The sequence below is a fragment of the Qipengyuania sp. CAU 1752 genome (assembly GCF_054482615.1).
The window spans coordinates 2196331-2216163 of record NZ_JBTLRE010000001.1; the positions used below are offsets into that span (position 1 = coordinate 2196331).

14 protein-coding genes are annotated in these 19833 nt (G+C 62.2%); 4 read left to right on the forward strand and 10 right to left on the reverse strand.

Annotation, left to right across the window (positions count from 1 at the left end; genetic code table 11):
• Positions 1–74: 74 nt before the first annotated feature.
• The 8 genes from ACXYL9_RS10685 to ACXYL9_RS10720 all read right to left on the reverse strand — a co-directional run bounded on the left by ACXYL9_RS10685 (position 75) and on the right by ACXYL9_RS10720 (position 13444).
• Complete coding sequence (locus tag ACXYL9_RS10685) at positions 75–1103, reverse strand: LacI family DNA-binding transcriptional regulator (RefSeq protein ID WP_459039478.1); 1029 nt, start codon at positions 1101–1103, stop codon at positions 75–77.
• Between the two features lie 68 nt (positions 1104–1171).
• Positions 1172–2671 (reverse strand): tryptophan halogenase family protein, encoded by a 1500-nt coding sequence (locus tag ACXYL9_RS10690; RefSeq protein WP_459039479.1) that lies wholly within the window; start codon positions 2669–2671, stop codon positions 1172–1174.
• Complete coding sequence (locus tag ACXYL9_RS10695) at positions 2668–3525, reverse strand: alpha/beta hydrolase (RefSeq protein ID WP_459039480.1); 858 nt, start codon at positions 3523–3525, stop codon at positions 2668–2670. The genes ACXYL9_RS10690 and ACXYL9_RS10695 overlap by 4 nt, the downstream gene beginning before the upstream one ends.
• A 53-nt stretch (positions 3526–3578) precedes the next feature.
• Positions 3579–5615 carry a glycoside hydrolase family 97 protein gene (locus ACXYL9_RS10700; protein WP_459039481.1) on the reverse strand — a complete coding sequence of 679 codons (2037 nt, stop codon included), beginning with the start codon at positions 5613–5615 and terminating at the stop codon, positions 3579–3581.
• 4 nt (positions 5616–5619) lie between these two features.
• Positions 5620–7245, reverse strand: coding sequence for an alpha-amylase family glycosyl hydrolase (locus ACXYL9_RS10705; RefSeq protein WP_459039482.1), 1626 nt, complete (start codon positions 7243–7245; stop codon positions 5620–5622).
• Entirely contained in the window at positions 7238–9070 is a 1833-nt protein-coding gene (locus ACXYL9_RS10710; RefSeq protein WP_459039483.1) for an alpha-amylase family glycosyl hydrolase, read from the reverse strand. The genes ACXYL9_RS10705 and ACXYL9_RS10710 overlap by 8 nt, the downstream gene beginning before the upstream one ends.
• A complete protein-coding gene (locus tag ACXYL9_RS10715; protein WP_459039484.1) occupies positions 9070–10617 on the reverse strand; it encodes a tryptophan halogenase family protein in 1548 nt (515 codons plus the stop codon). Before ACXYL9_RS10715 ends, ACXYL9_RS10710 begins: the two co-directional genes overlap by 1 nt.
• Positions 10618–10729: 112 nt before the next feature.
• Positions 10730–13444 carry a TonB-dependent receptor gene (locus ACXYL9_RS10720; protein ID WP_459039892.1) on the reverse strand — a complete coding sequence of 905 codons (2715 nt, stop codon included), beginning with the start codon at positions 13442–13444 and terminating at the stop codon, positions 10730–10732.
• A 326-nt stretch (positions 13445–13770) separates the two neighbouring features.
• Between ACXYL9_RS10720 and ACXYL9_RS10725 the strand changes: the two genes are divergently transcribed.
• From ACXYL9_RS10725 to ACXYL9_RS10740, 4 genes are all read left to right on the forward strand, one after another.
• Positions 13771–14802 (forward strand): LacI family DNA-binding transcriptional regulator, encoded by a 1032-nt coding sequence (locus ACXYL9_RS10725; RefSeq protein WP_459039485.1) that lies wholly within the window; start codon positions 13771–13773, stop codon positions 14800–14802.
• A gap of 122 nt (positions 14803–14924) precedes the next feature.
• On the forward strand, positions 14925–16463 hold the full coding sequence (locus ACXYL9_RS10730; RefSeq protein WP_459039486.1) for an MFS transporter: 1539 nt from the start codon (positions 14925–14927) through the stop codon (positions 16461–16463).
• The gene (locus tag ACXYL9_RS10735) at positions 16456–17862 is read left to right on the forward strand and encodes an alpha-amylase family glycosyl hydrolase (RefSeq protein WP_459039487.1); all 1407 of its coding nucleotides are present in this window, start codon (positions 16456–16458) and stop codon (positions 17860–17862) included. The genes ACXYL9_RS10730 and ACXYL9_RS10735 overlap by 8 nt, the downstream gene beginning before the upstream one ends.
• Positions 17863–17905: 43 nt before the next feature.
• Positions 17906–18802 (forward strand): HpcH/HpaI aldolase/citrate lyase family protein, encoded by an 897-nt coding sequence (locus tag ACXYL9_RS10740; RefSeq protein ID WP_459039488.1) that lies wholly within the window; start codon positions 17906–17908, stop codon positions 18800–18802.
• A gap of 91 nt (positions 18803–18893) precedes the next feature.
• On the opposite strand, the gene ACXYL9_RS10745 is transcribed toward ACXYL9_RS10740, so the two are convergent.
• Positions 18894–19238, reverse strand: coding sequence for a hypothetical protein (locus tag ACXYL9_RS10745; protein WP_459039489.1), 345 nt, complete (start codon positions 19236–19238; stop codon positions 18894–18896).
• Positions 19239–19321: 83 nt separating this feature from the next.
• The gene (locus tag ACXYL9_RS10750; RefSeq protein ID WP_459039490.1) at positions 19322–19780 is read right to left on the reverse strand and encodes a MaoC family dehydratase; all 459 of its coding nucleotides are present in this window, start codon (positions 19778–19780) and stop codon (positions 19322–19324) included.
• Between the last annotated feature and the right edge of the window lie 53 nt (positions 19781–19833).

The following is a 19833-nucleotide window of genomic DNA, read 5'->3' on the forward strand; positions in this document are numbered from 1 at the left end:
AGCTGAACTAGGAATACGCCCGGTCGGGAGTGACCGCCTAAAGTATCAGCAATTGCACCGACGGCACATTCGGCTCACGAGTGCGCGGAGCGAGCGCTTTCGCGTTCGACCAGCCGAACCGATACGCGGCGGTCCCGGTCATCATCAGCACCGCCCAGCGCCGCTTCGACCAGGTTGAGACCGGCCTCGACGAAATCCGGTTCGATCGTGGTCAGCGGAGGCGAGGAATGTTCGCCCACTCCCAACCCGTCAAATCCGATTACACCGACCATATCGGGAACTGCCATGTCCGCTTCGCGCAGTGCCGCCAATGCCCCCAAGGCCATCGCGTCGCAGGCCGAGAACACGGCATCAAAGTCTATGTTTCCACCGCGCAATGCGGCAATGGCACCGGCGCCCTGCTCCTCGCGCGTACCGCCGGGTGCTGTGACCGCATCGAGACAAGGCAAACCCGCATCCTTCAAGGCCGTGCAATAGCCGTCGTAGCGTTCCTGAAACTGGCGCTGGGCACCATCGGTCTCGCCGATAAAGGCAATCTTGCGATAGCCTCCGGCCAGCAGGCGCTCGACGGCCAGCCGCGCGCCTTCCCTGTTGTCGCTGCGAACATATCCCCGCCCTTCGAAAGGCGCGCCCCAGAATGCCAACCGATCCTGCTGCTGGCGATAATCCTCGAAATGTTGCCACGCTTCCCGGTTGGTTGCCGTACCCAGGACCACCACCGCATCGGCCTGGCCACGCTCGACAAACTGGCCAAAAAACTGCTCGGGCTCCGACTGGATCGAGACGAGCGACTGGTAGCCCAATTGTGCTGCCGCAGTGCAGACGCTGCCGAGAAGCGAGTAGTAGAAGGGATTGACAGCGGCCGCGCCCTGCCCGGCACGTCCAATCAGGACGACAGCGATCGTCCTGCTCTTGCCGCTGCGCAACCGCGCGGCACGCTCGTCGACGACATAGCCAAGCTCGCGCGCCGCTTCCATGACACGGGTGCGCGTGGCTTCGGTAATGGTGGCGGATCCCGAGAGCGCGCGCGAAACCGTCGATTGCGAAACGCCGGCCCGAGCCGCCACGTCGAAAGAGGTCAGGCGTCGTTCGTCCTTGCTCAATTCTGATTTCCTCGTCCCATAAGCCCCGTGTGCTGCTTGGCCGAACAAGGGCGCCCGCGTCAATGCGGCTACGGCAATGGATCGTAGGGTTCGAAGTTTCGCGCGCAGGTTTGCAACATCGCCTTGACCTGCGTCAGGTCGGCAGGTCGAGCCTGTGGCGGCGGAGGCTGGAGCTTCTCTGGAGGCGGAAAGGTGCCATAGCCGGCGAACAGGCAGTGCCAGCTGGCATTGGCGTAATAGCGTTTCCCGCCATAGGCCTCGTCATTTGCCGCGAGCAGGTCGGCGTGTCGGAACCACGCCGTCATCATTTTCTTGAGATTGTCCGACAGTTCGTCGTTGGCGCCGCTCTCTCGCCAGTATTGCGTGTCGCTGCGCTGGGCGAGGCGATAGTGGCCGACGACGTAATCGCGAATACCCTCGTAACGCGCTGCGATCGAAGCATTGAAGGCATCGCGGTGCTGGGCAGAAAATCCGCCTGCTTCATAGGCTTGGGCGAATTCGAGCGCGGTAGCGATGACGATGTGCAGAGCGGTCGCCTCAAGCGGTTCGATAAATCCCTGGGCAAGCCCGGCGGCCAGGCAATTGCGGTTCCAGCTGTTCTCCAGTCTTCCGACCTTCATCTTGAGAACACGCGCCTGTTGTTCGCCATTCTCCAGCCCCAACGCAGCGCGCAACTCTGCCTCGGCCTCATCATCGCTGATATGGTTTGAGGAGTAGACATAGCCATTGCCGACCCGCGTGGTCAGGGGGATTTTCCAGCGCCATCCGGCACGCATGGCGATGGCCTCGGTCTGCGGTTTGAACTTCCCGGAATGCTCGGTCGGGAGCACCACGGCCCTGTCATTGAACAGGTTCTCGCCGAAGGGGAGGAAGGTGGCCCCGAGCTCTTCTTGCGCCAGCATCGCGCGAAAGCCCGAGCAGTCGACAAACAGCTCGCCCTCGATCCGCTCGCCGCCTTCGCACTGCAACGCGGCAATATCGCCTTCGGCCGTTCGTTCGACCGATATGACCTTGAGCGGGCGATGCACCACGCCTTGTTTCACCGCCCAGTCGCGCAGGAAGGCGCCCAACGCATGGGCATCGAAATGATATCCGTAGCTGGGGGCGAAGGGGAATGTCTCAGCCGGACGCGGTCCCTTGCCTTCTTCGCTCAACAAGCTCGCCAGGTACCAGTCGTCTGGATGCGCGGGCACATCCAGCCCATGCCTTGCGAGTGTGCAATTGTGAACGAAATGCGGTTCGGAATGCATGTCCACCGGGCCGGGAAACGGGTGGTAATAGCTTTCAAACCCTCTCCGCTCGCTCCAACCGGTGAAGCGGATGCCGAGCTTGTAGGTGGCATTGCAGGCCGGCATCCAATCGGCCTCGTCAATGCCGAGCTGGTCGAAAAAACCCTTGAGCTGCGGTGTCGAACCTTCGCCGACGCCGATGATGCCGATCTCGGGACTTTCGACCACGGTGATCGAGCCCCCCTTCGCAGCCCATTGCTGGTGCAGCAGGCAGGCGGTTATCCAGCCAGCACTACCGCCACCCAGGACCACGACATTGGGCGCTTTGGCTTCGCTCATCGCTCCGAAAGTAGCCAGGTGAGCATTTCGGGCAAGCGCTCGTTCCAGGCGATCTCATCATGTTCGGCACCGACATATTCGTGGGCAACGAAATCGCGCTCCTCTTTCCAGCCCGCCACGCGGAACGCTTGGCTGACATAATCTTGCCGCGGCGGATAATGCTGGTCGAGCTTGGCCGTGCCGTGATCCATCCAGACGCGACGATTACCGGGTTCGCCCAGCCGAACGAGGATGTAATCGCGCCAGATTGCATCGGCTTCATTGGCAAAGCTCTCATTGCCCGGCTCTGCGAGCGGCCAGTGCGAGCTGACGCAGGCCGCTCGCCCAAACACGTCGGGCCGCTCGATCGCCGCATAGCAGCTCATGATCCCGCCCATGCTCGCGCCTGCAATTGCGGAATCGGAGGGTCCGGCCAGCGTGCGGTATTCGGCATCGATGCGCGGTTTCAGCTCGTCGGCGAGCCATGCGAGGTAGCGGGCCGAGATAATCGGCTTGCCGCCGGCATGCCGATCCATTGCTTCACGCAAATCGGTGCTGGCATCGTCATAGGCGAATTGCGGAAGGTACTGCCGATAACGGTCCTCCCCTGGCGACCAGATGCCCACGATAATGACCGGTTCGATTATTCCATTAGCGGCCAGTTCCGAAACGACCTCATCGGCGTGCCACACCTTGCCGTAATGGGCGTTGGCCGGATCGAACAGGTTTTGCCCGTCATTCATGTAGAGGACGCCGTAGCGCCGGTCGCTGGTATCGTAACCGGGCGGTAGCCAGATGGTAACCCGCTGGTCCGGCAAGCCGGCGACAGCGATCTGCTCGATCTCGACAAATCGTCCTGTGTCTGATGCCGGCATTTCGGCTGTCGCGCACGCAGCCAGAAGCAGCGCAAGAATTGCCGCGAGAACCCTCACGATGCGGGCTTGAATTGCATCGCCAGCCCGCCTCCGGGCGCGAGCCTAACCGTGTAGCTGTCACCCTTGCTCACGGTCAGCGATTCGTAGGCGATGTCATGTCGCTTGTCGGTCAGATAGGTCGCTTCGGGGCCGTCTTTCCACACGCGGACGGAATAGCTCTGACCGTCTTCGAGGAAATCGAAATCCAGCGTCAGGGTCCGTTCGGTCGCGTCGTTGACGCCGCCGATATACCAGTCCTCACTGTTGCGGTCCTTGCGGGCGAAAATCGCGTAGTCGCCGACTTCGCCGGCGATCAACTTGCTCTTCGCCCAATCGGCCGGCACTTCGCGAATGAATTCAAGCTCGCGCGGATGCGCGGCAAGGCTCTCGATGAAATCCGCCGCCATCTGGATCGGCGAATAGATGGCAAGATAGAGGCCCAATTGCTTGGCCTTGGTCGAGGCAATTGGCACGCCATTGTCGCCGACCAGCCCCAGCACGCCCGGCGTGTAGTCCATCGGGCCGGACAGCATCCGGGTATAGACCAGCGTGGGATCGTGTTCGGGTCCGTTGTTGAACGCCCCCCAAGCGTTGTACTCTTGGCCGCGTGCACCTTCGCGGGCGACCCAATTGGGATAGGTCCGCCTGAGACCGGTATCCTTGACCGGCTCGTGCGGGTTGACGGCGACCTGGTTCCTTGCCGCTTCCTGCACGACCTTGAGGTGGTGCTGGACCATGCGCTGGCCATCGTGCCACTCGAAAATCTCGCCCTCGCAAGGATCGTCGATGTCTGCGTTGCAAGCGATGATCCCGCCCGCATCTGCGACGTAGCCGGTCTTGACGACATCGATGCCAAGCTCGCCATAGAGCTTCATCGCGTCTGCGAGCTGCTTCTCGTAAACATCAATATTACCACCGGTTTCATGGTGGCCAACGATGTGGACGCCTTTCTCTCGGGCATAGGCGGCTACTTCCCGCAGATCGAAATCGGGATAGCCTTGGGTGAAGCTGTAGTCGCGCCCATTGCCAAACCAGTTGCCGTCCCAGCCGACGTTCCAGCCCTCGATCAGGATACCGCGAAAGCCGTTGGCAGCGGCAAAATCGATATACTCCTTGGCCCGCTCGGTCGTCGCGCCGTGACGCGGCCCCTGCGCCCAGGTCCAACGGTTTGAAATCATGCCCCACCAGATCCCGATATACTTGGCCGGTTCGAACCAGGAAACATCGCCCAGCTTGTTGGGTTCGTTGAGATTGAGCTCGAGGTCGTTCTCGACCAATCCGGCAGCGTCGTCGGCGATGCGGATGGTTCGCCACGGCGTATTGAAAGCACCCTCTCGCACGACCTTGGCACCGCGGCTCGACGGTGAGAGCGTAGCGCGGAACGCGCGGCCATCCTTGCGCTTGAGCCACATGCCCGCATAATCGACCAGCGCAGCCTCGTGGAATGACAGGTGCGTGCCGTCCTCCAGCCGCACCGTCATCGGCGTGTGCGCTACCGAGACGCCCTCGATCGGAGTCTCGTTGTAGAGATATTCATAGCGATTGAACTCGCCCGCCGGAATCCACCATGCCGTGCCCTGGGGTGCGATCACGAACTCGGTGAGTTCCTCGGCGATGCGGGTCGCCGAGCCATCGGTAGGCGCTGCGAATTCATAGCGGAAGCCGATGCCATGATCGAACACGCGCATCCGCACCGAAAGCACGCGGGTCGAAGTTTCGCGGGTTTCCTGGAAGGTGACGAACAGCTCATTGTGGTGATCGCGCACAAACTGCCGCTCGCCCCAGGGCTGCTCCCAGGTGCTGTCAGTCCCGGTCACGTTTTCGCCCACGACCACGAAATTGCGCCGCATGGGCTCGGCGTCGGTGAAGAGGAAGCCCAGGTCGCTTTCGGCGATGATTTCCTTGCCGTCGCGCTCGACGCGATAGAAGGGCACACCATCGCCATCGACATCGAGTTCGACCGTGATCCTGCCATCGGGCGAGGAGATTTCCGCTGCCGCCAGGGGAGTGGCCAGAGCGAGCGTAGATGCGGCGGCGAGGAAAAGGCGCATGGGATCAGGTCTCCAGAATCAACGCACCAAAGGGCGGCAACAGGTCGGGGGTGGCGTCATTGGCTGCGAACAATATGCTGCCTTCCGCCTGCGATAGAGGAATTGTCTGCGGGCCGAGATTGAACAGGCAGCGGACCGTCTGGCCGTCCGCCTCGCGGACGAGATCAAGCAGGTCGCCCTGTGTGCTACAGTCGCGAACTGCCCCGTGATGCAGGGCCGCGTTGGCGTTGCGCAGCGTGATGGCAGATCGCGTGTAATCGAGCATCGAGCTATCCGAGCGCTCCTGCACATCGACGGCGCGGGTGGTGTTTTCGGCCCCGAGCGGCAGCCACGGCTGGACCGAGCCGAACCCCGCGCTGGGCTCCTCCGCATTCCACGGCATAGGCGTGCGCGCACCGTCGCGTGAGAGGGTCATCGGCCAGTTGGCGATCGCTTCGGGATCGTGCAGCTGGTCGAAGGGAATATCGACCTGGGTCAGCCCCAGTTCCTCGCCGTAATAGAGGATCGCATTGCCGCGCAAGCTCATCAGCAGTGTCATCTTGAGCCGGGCGAATGCCTCGTGGTGTTCGGGAGCGCACCAGCGTGAAAGCGCGCGCGGCGCATCGTGGTTCTCGAATGCCCAGCTTGGCCAGCCCAGCCCCTCCTCGTCCGGCCATTGCGCCAGTGCAGAGCAAACAAGGGAAGGGGTCAGGCTGTCGGCATAGAGGAAATTAAAGCCATAGGCAGAATTGAGATGCGCTTCGCCCTGGGTAAAGGCCTTCATCTCCGTCTCGGCCTCGTCTCCGCCCACCTCGGCAACGGTGAAGATCGCGTCGTAGCTGTCTGTCACTTCGCGAATGCGGGCGAGGAAGCCGGGAATGTCGGGATGCGACATGTTGCGCACCTTTCGCTGGAAATCGAACGGCCGCGTGCGCGGTCGATCGCTTGGCGGCGCAGGCGGATTGTCGCGCAATTCAGGGTCGCACATCAGGAAATTGAGCGCGTCGATCCGGAAGCCGTCGACTCCTCGGTCGAGCCAGAAGCGAGCAACATCGAGCAAGGCATCCTGCACATCCGGGTTGTGCCCGTTGACCTGTGGCTGGCTGCTGAGGAAATTGTGCAGATAATACTGGCCGCGCCGGGCATCCCAGGTCCAGGCCGGCCCCCCAAAGACACTCTGCCAATTGGATGGTGGGGACCCGTCGGGCTTGGCATCGGCCCAGACGTACCAGTCGGCCTTGGGATTGTCGCGGCTCTGACGGCTTTCGACAAACCACGGGTGCTCGTCCGAAGTGTGCGAATAGACCTGGTCGATCAGGACGCGCAGGCCGAGTCCGTGCGCCCTCGCTACCATTGCATCGAAGTCTTCGAGCGTGCCGAACATCGGGTCGACATCGCAATAATCCGCCACGTCATAGCCAAAGTCCTTCATCGGCGATGTGAAGAACGGGCTGACCCAGATGGCATCGACGCCGAGCGAGGCGACATGGTCGAGTCGCGCGGTGATGCCGGGAAGATCCCCCACCCCGTCGCCATTCGTATCCTGGAAGCTGCGCGGATATATCTGATAGATGACCGCCCCCTTCCACCATTGGCGACCGGGCACGCTCTGCGCTGAAGGGTTACCGGCAGTGGCCATGGATTCAGCCATCCTCTTCCAAGGTAAGCTCGCACGCGGCGTAGCCGAAGGGCGGCAAGGTCATGACGAGACTGCCGGGCGCGGCAATGGCGTCCGGGCACGGACCAACAAGCCTGTTCGCGCCGGTAGCAGCATGGTCGATCTCGATTCCGCGGGTGATCGGTTCGCCGCTAGTGTTGAAGGCGATGAGAACACTTTGGCCCGTCTCAGGGTCTGTCCGTGTCAGCGAGAACAGCCCCGGCTCGCGGTCGAATGTGCCCAGCGTCTGGCGCCCGGTCTGCAAGGCTGGGTTCGCCCGCCGCAGCGCCGAAAGTCCTGCAATCAACCGGTAGAGCGGGTGTTGGCGGTTGAAATTCTCGTCCGCCGTGGTCGCATCGGTGCCGAGTAGGTTATTGTCGTTGTAGAGTTCGACATGGCTTGAGAACATGTTCTCGCGGGCAAGCTGGTCGTTGCCGTCTGAGATAAAGCCCTGCTCATCGCCATAGTAGATCGTCGGCACTCCGCGCAGCGTCATCAGCATGGCATGGCCGAGCATCGTGCGTGCCAGCAGTTCGCTGTTGTCGGCATCCGGATTGGCCTGCTTCACGAACATCGAGAACCGGCCCATGTCGTGGTTGCCGAGGAATGTCGGGTTCTGCAGCGCGGTCTTCTCGCCATCGGCATAGAGGATATCGCCGCGCAGCATCTCGTAGAGGACTTCGGGGCTACGATTGTTGGCGACCACTTCCTGGACCGCAGCCTGGAAAGTGAAATCGAGCACAGCGGGCATCCCGTCGCGGATGGTGTATTGGTGCAATCCGCCCGGCTGAGGGCCACCCCAGTAAACCTCGCCGAAGATGTGGAAATTGGGGATGCCATTCGCCTTCGCGCGCTCGAGCATGGCGGGGACAAAGGCCTGCCAGAATTCTGGATTGACGTGCTTGACGGTGTCGATGCGAAAGCCGTCGATGCCAAAGCGGTCGATCCAGCTGCCGAAAATGCCGATCATTCCCTCAACGACGCGCGGATGCTCGGTGAACAGATCGTCGAGCCCAGCGAAATCGCCGTAAACCGCGCTCTCGCCCCACCACTCGCTGTTGCCGCGGTTGTGGTAATAGACCGGATCATTGAGCCAGGCGGGGACCTTGGCGTTTCTCTCGGCTTTCGGGACGACCGGGGTGTAGGCATAGGCCGGATCGGTCAGTTTCGCCCAATTCGCCGCCGAAGGGTCCGCGTCCCCGGCAAATCCTTCGTTTATACGCGCCCCGTCCGGACCGCCGCGCGTCGAATAGGGAAATGCGCCCTTGCTGCGATAGGCATATTCGCCCTCGGCGTACTGGATCACGTCGGCGGTGTGGTTGGTGATGATGTCCATATAGACCTTCATCCCGCGCGCATGGGCCGCGTCGACGAAAGCCTTGAACTCCGCATTGGTGCCGAAATGCGGATCGATGCGGGTGAAATCGGTCACCCAATAGCCGTGATAGCCCGCGCTCTCGTCACCCGCGGGTCCCTGGACCGGCTTGTTCTTGAAGATCGGCGCGAACCAGATCGCGGTAACGCCCAGACCCTCGATATAGTCGAGCTTTTCGGTCAGCCCCTTCAGGTCACCGCCATGGTAGAAACCCTTGTGGGTCGGATCGTAGCCGCTCTTCAGCCGGTCGCTTTGGTAGCCGCCGAGGTCATTGCCCTTGTCGCCATTCGCGAAGCGGTCGGGCAGGACGAAATAGATGACTTCTTCGGTCGGCGCACGATCACGTACTGAAGCGAGAACTGCACTGTCGGGGGCCTGCGCCGTGAGCGGAACGGTACTGCAACCGGCGAGCGCCACGGCAAGGGCGAAAAGGGCAATGCGCATCAGGCTGGCATCCTTTGGCTGGTGAAGCCACCGTCGTCCTGCGCCTTCGTAGCGCGAGGGTCGATATAGGCGCGAAGGAACGGGGCGTGGTCGGGCATTGAATCGACAAGCTTGCCTTGCCCTTCAGCGAGGCGGGTCAGGAAGCCGTCGAGTTCGGCTTCGGGCATGGCGTCAGCGATCGAATTATAGCCTTCGGGGATGATCCCCTGACCGATCAGCACCTGTAACCAGCCCGGTTCGGTAAACAATTCCTCGTGCTCTCGGTGGATGAAGGCTTCAGCCCGGAATGCCTCGACCTTCGCATGCAGCGTGTCCGGCACGTCCATCTCACGACAACGGTCCCAGAACGGCTCGCCATGACGACCGTTGGCCCAATAGTGCAGGATCAGAAAATCGCGGATCCGGTGCCATTCGAAAGTCGCCTGCCGGTTGAATTCGTCGCGCACGGCCGGAGCGACATCCGCGCCGGGCAGCATTTGCAGAAAGCGCGCGATCGAAGCCTGGATCAGATGGATGCTGGTCGATTCAAGCGGCTCCATGAAGCCCGCCGAAAGGCCCAGCGCCAGACAGTTGCGGTGCCATTGCACGCCCCGCATGCCGGTGCTGAAGCGCAGGACACGCGGATCGCCCGTCGGCTTGCCGTCAAGATTGTCGAGCAGGATCTTGCTCGCCTCGTCCTCGCCCATGAAGTCTGAAGCAAAGACGTGGCCATTGCCGATGCGGTGTTGCAACGGAATGCGCCATTGCCAGCCGGCCGGATGGGCGGTCGCGCGGGTATAGGGAGTGAACTCGCCCTTGGTCTCACACGGCACGGTCACGGCACGGTCACAGGGCAACCAGCGCGACCAGTCGTCAAATTCCACGCCCAGCGCATCGCCCAGCAGCATGGAGCGGAAGCCCGTGCAATCGATGAAAAATCCACCCTCGATACGCCGATCGCCATCGAGCAGAAGGGCAGTGATATTTCCGCCTTCGCCGTCACGCTCGACCAAAGCGATGGTGCCTTCGATCCGCTCGACCCCGTGTGCTTCGGCGTAGCGGCGAAGATAGGCGGCATAGAGCGAGGCGTCGAAATGGTAGGCCCACGGCATGTCCGGTGCGGCCTGTCCGGCTTGGGGGCGCCATATCTGCATTTTTCCGGCCCGGGCCGCGCGGTTGTTGAGGCAATAGTCGGCCAGCGGCCCGGCTTTGCCCGCAGCACGCGCGCGCAACCAGTAGTGCTGGAAGGGCAGCAGTCCTGCACCTTGCCCGACCTGGCCAAAGGCGTGGAGATAGCTCGTGCCCTCCCCCGCCCAGCCGGCAAATTCGATGGCCAACTTGAAGGTACCGCGCGTCTCGCGCAGGAATTCGGTTTCGTCGATGCCGAGCGCGGCGTTGAAAAGACGTATCTGCGGGATCGTCGCCTCGCCCACACCGACTGCGCCGATAGCTTCGGATTCCACCAGCACTACTTTGCGTCCGGCAAAGCGTCCCAGTGCAGCGGCCGCCATCCAGCCGGCAGTCCCGCCGCCGGCGATGATAATCGGTGGGGTTTCGGTCCGGGTCATTCGCAACAGCCGCCTTGCAATGCCGGAGGATCGCCCGGCAAGGCATTGATATCAGCTTGCGGGAATGAGCGGGAGCGGACCGGCATTTCAGTCTGCTCCCGCCCAGCCATTCTTACCGGAACCGGTAGGTGAAGCCCGCCAGGAAACGACGGCCGTAGGTCTGGTAGTCGATCACCTGCAGCGGATTGCCATTGCCGTTGATCGAGACGAACGGTTCGTCGGTCAGGTTTTGTCCCTGGACATAGACCGACAGTCCCTCGAACGCTCCGCCTTCGAAATCATAGCCGATCTGCGCATCGACGATGGTTTCCGCCAGCGCGTTGCGCCGGGTCGGCGAGCCACCGAAGCCGGTGAAATCACCGAGGAAGCCCGAACGATGCCGGACGCTGCCGCGCGCATTGAACCCGCCGCGTTCGTAGTACAACGTGCCGTTGGCGACCCACTCCGAATAGCCCGGAATTTGGTCGACATTGCCAAAGGCATCTTCGATCTTGGTTTCGGTCCAGCCGAGGCCGCCGGTGAAGCCGAAACCTTCCAGCGCCGGAGTGGCGAGATCGAACGGCAGGGTCACAGCGAGCTCGGCGCCGTAAAAATCACCGCCGCCGGTATTGGTCGGCGCGTCGAGGAAACCGATCGTGCTAGGCGGGATCGGACCGGCCGGAAGCGGCAGGCCGGCGTAATCGAACACGAACCGAGCCTGGTCGATATAGCTGACGATGTCCTTGTAGAAGAACTGCGCCGCGATCACTCCGCTGGTGCCGAAGTATTTTTCGAAGGTCAGGTCGACCGCATTGGCGCGGTAGGGCCGCAGCAGAGGGTTGCCACCGCCGCCGCTGATGAACGGTGCAGTTCCGGTCGGGCTGCCACCAACATTGAAGTCGAGCCCGTAGCCGATTGCCGCGCGCATGGCGTCGAGACGCGGACGCTGGATCTGCCGGCTGGCGCCGACACGGACCACGAAATCGCTATCGAAACGCAAGGACAGGTTGAGGCTTGGCAAGACGTCCCAGTAGTCGTCGCCCAAGGCAACTTGCGTCTGGACCCCGCCCGGGAAGGCGATGCCCGACGATTGTTGGTCGGTGTTGATCGCCTGCACGCCGACATTGCCGGTCAAGTCGGCACTGCCGAGCCGGGCATTGATGTCAGCTTGGAGATACAGCGTCATCATGTCCTCGGCGATCTGATACGCCTTGGCCGGGATGTCGTTCGAGGTGTTGCGATCGAGCACATAGGTGCCGTTCTCGATCAGCTGGCGCGGATCGTAGCTGACCATGGGTCCAAGGCCGAGATAGCTCAGGTCGGTCGGGTCGAGCAGCAGGCCAGCCGGGATCGGCAGTTCCAGCGCACCACCAGCCAAGCGAATGAAGTACTCGTCCGGAACCAGCGACTTGTCGCGGTTGGTGTAGTTCATCCCCGCCTTGACGGTGCTGATGAAGCCGCTGTCCAAAGCCTTTTCGACGTGAACACGGAACTGCTTCAGCTCGTCATCGACGATGCGGTCATTGAAATAGCCCGCTTGCGTACCGCCACCCCAGCCGAGCGGATCGGTCAGGACAATGATGTTGGGGTCGGAATAGTTCAGCGTCGAATTGAAAAACGCGCCGGTCCGGTCCTGGGTGAAGGTGATGTTGTCGGTTGCGCCATTGAGAGCGCCGACACCGGTGCCGGCATAGCTTTCAAAGCTCAGTTCGCGACGATCAGTGCGCGAGTAGCCGAAGTCGAAAAACGCGCTCCAGCCGTCTTCGCCTTCATATTCAACATTGAGGCCTCCCGAGAGCAGTTCAGCCTGCTTGTTGAATACGTCGTTACGAACCACGCCTTCGACGGTCGGGAAATTACCGGCCACGACGGTGTCGTTTTCGATCTGGAACGATGCCGGATCGGCAGTCGCGCCGAAACAATAAGCGGCATTGCGGTTGAGCGGATCGCTGGGATTGACGCAGAAGCCGAGCGGAATTTCGACGCCGCGCTTGATCTGGTCATCCTCGAAATCGGAATAGAATGCGTCGAGAGTGACCATCCAGTTCGGGGACGGCTCATACTGCACCGTACCGGTCAGGCCGAAACGCTTGAGCTGGGTCGAGGTGACGTAGCTCTTCGAACCGCCGATGAGGGCCGAGTTGTTCGGTCCGCCGGCATAGCCCCAGGCGTTGTATTCCTGCAGTTGGTAAGGCTCGTCGACATAGGAAGCCGAGAGCGCGATACCGAAGCTGTCGTCGGCGAACTTGTCGGCCCAGGCTGCGTTGACGCGATAGCCGAATTCGTTCGAGCCCGAGTTGAGAGCCCCGAGGTCAGGATAGGATCCGCGCGCACCGATGGCGAAGACCGATTCGCTGATTTCCAGCGGGCGCAGCGTGCGGATGTCGATCGTGCCGACGAGGCCCTGACCGACCAGCTCTGCGGTCGGTGTCTTGTAGACCACCACCTGCTGCACGACCTCGGAAGGATACTGGTCGAATTCCACAGCGCGCGCATCGCCCAGCGAAGTCTGCTCGCGCCCGTTGAGAAGGGTCTGCGAGAAGTCTTGGCCGAAGCCGCGGATGGCGATGACATTGGCGCGGCCCGAAAGCCGCTGCGAGGTAACGCCCGGAAGGCGTGCGATCGATTCACCGATCGAGTTGTCAGGCAGCTTGCCGATATCCTCGGCCGTTACAGATTCGAGAATCTGGTCGTTGAGCTTCTTTTCCGCGACCGCCGATTCAAGCGACTGGCGGAACCCGCTGACGACGATGACAGCATCGCCCTTGTTGTTGGTGGCGGGCGTGGTTTCTTCCTCGCCCTGCTGGTCCTGGGCAAATGCCGCCTGCGGCGCGAGCGTCAGCGCCATGGCGATCCCGCTGATGCCGGCGGTCAAAATCTTGCGGTTGGTCACGATTGTGGTCTCCCCTTCACCGCCATCCGGCGGCAGTCCTGCGATTGCGTTGTTAACTGGTCCCCGACACACGTCCCCCGCGCGCCTCGACCAGGGGTGTAGTCGTGAGTTTGGCAGGCCGCATAGTCGGCATACGTATGTTTGTGCGGTGCAGCATTGCGCGGTGTCACCGAACTGCAACAGCCCTGCGAAACCGATGCAGCACTGGGCAACGGGCGCGAACGCAGGGTTACAACCCGCAACCTAGCGACTAGTCTTCTCAACAGAGAGAGAGTGTACACATGGGCCGCGCACCGACCGGCAAACCGACCAGTTTCGACATCGCCTACCGCGCCGGTGTTTCCCAGCCGACCGTGAGCCGCGCATTGCGTGGCGACAAGTCGGTGAGCGAAGCGACCCGCCTCAAGATCGAGGCCATCGCGCGCGAGCTCAACTACACTGTCGACAAGAATGCCTCGTCGCTGAGATCCCAGCGATCGAATACCGTCGCGCTGCTTTTTTTCGAGGACCCAACCTCGGACGAGAGCATGATCAACCCGTTTTTCCTCGCCATGCTCGGCTCTATTACCCGGGCAGCCGCGGCGCGCGGGCTCGACCTGCTGATCTCCTTCCAGCAGATGGAAGACAATTGGCACACCCAATACCAGGACAGCCACCGCGCCGACGGTCTGATCCTGTTGGGTTATGGCGATTACACGCTTTACGAAGAGCGGCTCCGGCAACTTGACCGCCAGGGCACGCATTTCGTGCGCTGGGGCAGCGCGCGCAAAGACAATGTCGGTGCCACCATCGGCTCCGACAATTTCGGTGCTGGCCAGCTGGCGGGCGAGCATTTGCTGGCCGTGGGATGTCGGAAAGTCGCCTTCCTCGGCCAGGCGGACGAACACTATCCCGAATTTGCCGAGCGTCATGCCGGCCTATGTGCTGCGCTCGAAGCGGTCGGGGTTCGACCCGACCCCGCCTTGCAGGCCAATGCGCTGACTGGCGAAGAAGAGGGATATTCGGCGATGCGCTCGCTGATCGACGCCGGGCTGTCTTTTGACGGTGTGTTCGCTGCCAGCGACCTGATTGCGATGGGTGCCATGCGCGCCCTTGCCGAGGCCGGTCGCAGCGTTCCAGGCGATGTCGCGGTCGTTGGCTTCGACAATATCCCCGCGTCGGCCTTGACCTCGCCTCCGCTCACCACGGTCATGCAGGATGTGCGCGGCGCCGGAGAAGCGCTGATCGCCGCGCTGACAGAGCAGATCGAAGGGAAGGACGCGCAATCGCGCACCCTACCCGCAACGCTCGTCGAACGCGGCAGCACGAAGTAGCTTCGCCGACCAAACGGGCACACACATTCGTATGCGTGTTGCGATGTGTGTCGCCGCGTGCCAGCCACGTCCGCGATAAACAGTACGAGCGCCCATTAGAGGTGCCGTGCAGGGGAGAGAACATGGCGACATCAGCGGCCAAACCGCGCCAAGGCTTTTGGGGCCTGTGGAATATCAGCTTCGGCTTTTTTGGCATCCAGATCGGCTTTGCGCTGCAGAATTCGAACATGAGCCGGGTGTTCCAGACACTGGGCGCCAGCATGGATGACCTGCCCGCACTGTGGGTCGCCGCACCGCTGACGGGGCTTGTTGTCCAGCCAATCATCGGGCACCTTTCCGACAAGACCTGGAACCGGCTTGGCCGCCGTCGACCCTATTTCCTGACCGGGGCCATCTTTGCCGCGCTGTCACTGTTCGTTATGCCGTTGAGCCCGGCTTTCGGCGCTCCGCTGCTGTTCGCCGCAGCAATGCTGTGGGTGCTCGATGCCTCGCTCAATGTCTCGATGGAGCCGTTCCGCGCATTCGTGGGCGATATGCTCGGCACCGACCAGCACAGCGCTGGCTATGCTGTGCAGACGGCCTTTATCGGCGCTGGCGCTGTGGTCGGCTCGATCTTCCCCTGGCTGCTCGAACAATGGGGCGTGGCCAATGTCGCGCCCGATGGCGGCCTTCCCGATACGGTAAAATGGAGCTTCTGGTTCGGCGCCATCGCGCTGTTCGTAGCGGTACTGTGGACGGTGGTTACGACGCGCGAATACAGCCCCGAAGAGATGGCAGCTTTCGACGGAGCACCAGTCGAAGAAAGCGACCAGCCTATCCGCGCGCTCGCGGCCAAGTCTTACCTTTCCAGCGCAGTCTGGATCGCGGCAGGCCTCGTGGTCATCGTGTCGGTCGATGCGCTGGCGCTGGAGAAGGAAGTCCTGCTGCTGGGTGCGCTGCTGGCGATCTATGGCCTGCTCAGCGCCATCGCCATCAGCATGGCCAAGGGCGGCCAGCGCGCCAACATGCTGTCCAGCATCGTCGGCGATTTTGCCGGCATGCCGGAGGTAATGAAGCGGCTCGCGCTGGTCCAGTTCTTCAGCTGGTCAGCGCTGTTCATCATGTGGATCAACACGACCCCCGTTGTCACGCAATACGTCTTTGGCAGCACGGACACCACCAGCGTGGCCTATAACGATGGCGCCAACTGGGTGAACGTGCTCTTCACCGTCTATAACGGGGTCGCCGCGATTGCTGCTCTGGCTCTTCTGCCCTGGCTGAGCCGGACCGTCGGGCAGGTGAAGACCCATTCGATCTGCCTCTCGCTCGGCGCGCTCGGCTTCCTGATGTTCTTCCTCGTTCGCGATGCGCAGACGCTGTTGCTGGCCGAAATCGGGATCGGCATTGCCTGGGCCAGCATCCTTGCCATGCCCTATGCCATCCTCGCATCGAACCTGCCGCAACAGAAACTTGGCATCTACATGGGCCTGTTCAACGTTTTCATCGTGGTGCCGCAACTGCTGGTGGCAACGGCGATGGGGTCAATCATGCAGGCATTCTTTCCGGGCGAGCCGATCTGGACGATGCTGTTTGCCGCTGCGTCATGGCTAATAGCGGCGTTCGCCATGTTGCGGGTGCAGGCGGCCCTGCCGCTGGCCAAACAGGAGACTGTGGTTGCGTAAGATCATCCTCGGCGCAGCGGCCGCCGCGTTGGTTACCGGCGGTGCGTTCGCCATGAAGTCCCCGCCCGAACTGGTCGCAGGCGAAGACCCGTGGACGCCGCGGGCTTACGTCGAACTGACCAATGCCGATTGGACGCGCGATGCCGTGCTCTACCAGATCAACACCCGCCACTTCACCCCCGAGGGGACATTTGCCTCCGCGCAGGAGCAATTGCCCCGGCTGAAGGAGCTGGGCGTCGACATCCTGTGGCTGATGCCGATCCACCCGATCGGTGAGAAGAACCGCAAGGGAACGCTCGGCAGCCCGTACTCGGTGCGAGACTATTACGCGGTAAATCCGGAGTTTGGCACGGAAGAAGAATTCCGGGCCTTCGTCGATGAAGCGCATGCGCAGGGCTTCAAGGTCATCCTCGACCTGGTGGCCAACCACACGGCGTGGGACCACCCGCTCGCCGAGGAACATCCTGACTGGTACGAGAAGACCTGGGACGGGAAATTCCGTCCGACCCCGTGGTGGGACTGGTCCGACATCATCGATCTCGACTGGTCGCAGCCGGGCGTGCGCGAACATATCGGCGGGGCGATGGAACATTGGGTCCGCGATTTCGGGATCGACGGCTACCGCGCCGATGTCGCCGGCTATGTCCCGGTCGATTTCTGGGAAGTCATGCGCACCCGGCTGACCGCGATCCGGCCGGTCTTCATGCTAGGCGAGGTGCAGCAGAGCGCGTGGCACCGCGCAGCCTTCGACGCGACCTATGCTTGGGACTGGCACAATACGTCGAAAAGCGTGGCCCAGGGCAAGGGCAATGCCACCAGCTTCTATGGCTATTACGCCGAGAACGAGAGCCTGTGGCCGCGCGAGGCCATGCGCCTGACCTATATCGAGAACCACGACAGCAATGCGTGGGAAGGCACCATGGCCGAAAATTACGGTCCCGCGCTCGAAGCTATGACCGCGCTTTCCTTCACCGGCGAGGGCCTGCCGCTGATCCATAACGGGATGGAAGCCTGCAACGCCAAGCGGCTCGAATTCTTCGAACGCGATCCCATCAACTGGGACCAGGGCAAGGACTGCCATTATGGTGAGCTGCTGAAAGACCTGATCGCCTTTCGCGATGCCAATCCGGCGCTGCATAACGGCAAATGGGGCGCGCGGATGCACAAGGTCGGCAACAGCGCGCCGGAACAGCTGTTCGGCTGGGTGCGGCAGCAGGGCGGCAACACGGTCGTCGGCCTGTTCAACATGAGCGCCAAGCCGGTGACAGCCACGCTGTCGGACGGCATCGCGGCGGGGCGCTATACGGCGTTTCGCGAGGATGCTCCGGTAACGCTCGCCGCCGGCGATACCGTCGAACTTCCGGCCTGGGGCTTCCGCTTGCTGTCGGCAAAGGAATAACGCCCGTTTGCAAGCCGTGCGCAGGCCGCTAACGCTGGTCGGCATGAGTGAAACCAACCACCACGTCACGACCGCGCGCAGCTGGCTGTTCGCTCCGGGCGACAGCGCGAAGAAGATGGGCAAGGCCGCTGCGAGCGAGGCCGATATCGCCATTTTCGACCTTGAAGATGCCGTTGCGCCCGAGGCCAAGCCCGAAGCGCGCCGAATGGTGCATGACCGGATCGCAGGCGAGAGCGAGGCCGCGCGCAAGCGGCTATGGGTACGGATCAACCCGCTCGAAACCGATATGGCGGTGCAAGACCTGGCGGCGATCATGCCGGCGAAACCGGGCGGGCTGCTGCTGCCCAAGTCGCGCGGACGCAGCGATGTCGAGCGGCTCGACCATTTCCTGACCGCACTGGAAGCTGCCAACGGTATCGCCCTGGGCCAGACCCCCGTGCTGGTGCTCGCGACCGAGACGGCGGGGGCGATGTTCCACTGCGGCGATTACGCTGGCGCGCCGCGGCTGGCCGGGCTGACCTGGGGCGCGGAGGACCTGTCCGATGCGCTTGGCGCGAGCGACAACCGCGGGCCCGACGGCACCTATGACCATCCCTATCTGCTGGCCCGCAGCCTGTGCCTGCTCGGCGCCGCCCATGCCGGGGTGCAGCCGGTCGAAACCATCCACGCCGACTTCCGCGATCTCGACGGGCTGGAGGCGCGCGCCCGCGACGTGAAGCGGCAGGGCTATACCGGGATGCTGGCGATCCACCCGGCGCAGGTCGAGGTGATCAACCGCGTCTTCACGCCGAGCGAAGAAGACCTCGCCGCCGCGCAGGCCATTGTCGATATCTTTGCCGCTAATCCGGGCGCCGGTACGATCGGCCACGAGGGCAAGATGCTCGACCGTCCGCATCTCGACCGGGCGAAGGGATTGCTACGGGCGGCGGGGAGGATGTGAAGCTTCTCGGATCAATAGCTTCGGAATGCCACGGCTGCGAGTAGACCGGTTGGCTTAATGTCTGATTGTGGGTGGAAAGCGGACGCCGCCGCTACCGGGAACCGTTGCGGTTCCCAATAAAGACCCGAACCAGATCGCCGCTCTCGCGGAATGTCAGATAAAGGAGGTAGGGTAAGAGGAACCCTGCCCCACCAAAGAAAGCGAAGATAGCAAGAAGAAGCCCGACGCCTGAGAACGCATTCCGCCATGCTGTCCACAGGGCGGACAAGACGAGGAAACACAGAAAATCGAGGTTAAATTGACCCGGCCACGCAAGCGCAGCGATGTCCCCGAAAAAAATGGGGAGCAACCCTAAGCCATAATTCGCGACAACAATCGCCGTGTATCCGGCGAGCACGATCCATAGGGCGATTAAAACGAGGCGTAGTGCAATCATGACGTTCTAGGTGCCATGCCGTGCGAACGTCTGCAATCGGGTCGTTAGCCGCCGATGATCTTCTTGACCAAGCAAACCAGTCCCTAGCCTTCCACCGGCCGCTTCATCTGCAAGCCTGACCGCTTGCAGCTACCCACCAGTTCGTCCTTCTGGTTGTAGGCGCGGTGTTCGAAGGTCACGATCCCGGCGTTGGGGCGCGACTTGCTTTCGCGCAGGGCGACGATTTCGGTCTCGATACGGATGGTGTCGCCGTGGAACAGCGGGTTGGGGAAGCGCACTTCGTCCCAGCCGAGATTGGCGACGGCGGTGCCGAGCGTAGTGTCACCCACCGAAATGCCCACCATCAAGGACAGGGTGAGGCACGAGTTGACGATCCTGGTGCCGTAATCGGTGCCCTTCATATATTCTTCGTCGAGATGCAGTTGCGCCGGATTGTGCGTCATGCAGGTGAAGAAGACATTGTCGCTTTCGGTGATCGTGCGGCGGATCGGGTGCTGGATTACCTGCCCCACTTCCATCTCGTCAAACCAGATACCGGCCATGCGTCGTCTCCCGTGAAAAGCTGTTGCACCGGGCGATAGACGCGAGGGGGCCA